1 protein-coding gene is annotated in these 801 nt (G+C 49.9%); it reads right to left on the reverse strand.

Features of this window, described 5'->3' with window-relative positions; genetic code table 11:
• A partial coding sequence (locus KIV40_RS29985) for an AMP-binding protein (protein ID WP_285352919.1) occupies nt 1–801 on the reverse strand: 801 nt, incomplete at both ends.

Raw genomic sequence — 801 nt, forward strand, 5'->3', positions numbered from 1 at the left:
TTGATGTCGTGAGGGATACCCACAATCGCAGCCTCGGCAATCTTGTCGAAGGCAACCAGAGCTGATTCAATCTCTGCCGTACCCATACGGTGACCTGATACGTTCAGTACGTCATCAACACGGCCTGTGATCCAGTAGTAGCCATCTTCATCACGACGAGCACCATCACTAGTGAAGTACATGCCTTTGAATGTTGAGAAGTAAGTCTGTTCGAAGCGCTCATGGTCGCCATAAACAGTACGCATTTGACCAGGCCAAGAATCTAGAATCACTAGGTTACCGTCGGTCGCGCCTTCAATGATGTTACCCATGTTGTCGACCAGTGCAGGTTGAACGCCAAAGAATGGGCGAGTCGCTGAACCTGGTTTTAGATCCGTTGCACCCGGTAGAGGAGCGATCAAGATACCGCCCGTTTCGGTTTGCCACCATGTATCAACAATCGGAGAGTTCTCGTTACCAATCGTTTTGTAGTACCACTCCCACGCCTCTGGGTTAATTGGTTCACCTACCGAGCCCATAATACGTAGACTGCTACGCGTAGTGCCTTCCACGGCTTCGTTACCTTTCGCCATCAGAGCACGAATCGCTGTTGGTGCCGTGTATAGGATGTTTACTTGGTGCTTATCAACCACTTCACTCATACGGCTAGTATTCGGGTAGTTTGGTACGCCCTCAAATAGGATTGTCTTAGCGCCGTTCGCCAGTGGGCCGTAGATTAGGTATGTGTGGCCAGTGATCCAACCCACATCAGCGGTACACCAGAAGGTTTCGCCTTCTTGGTAATCAAATACATACTTGAAC

The organism is Vibrio sp. D173a (genome assembly GCF_030248475.1).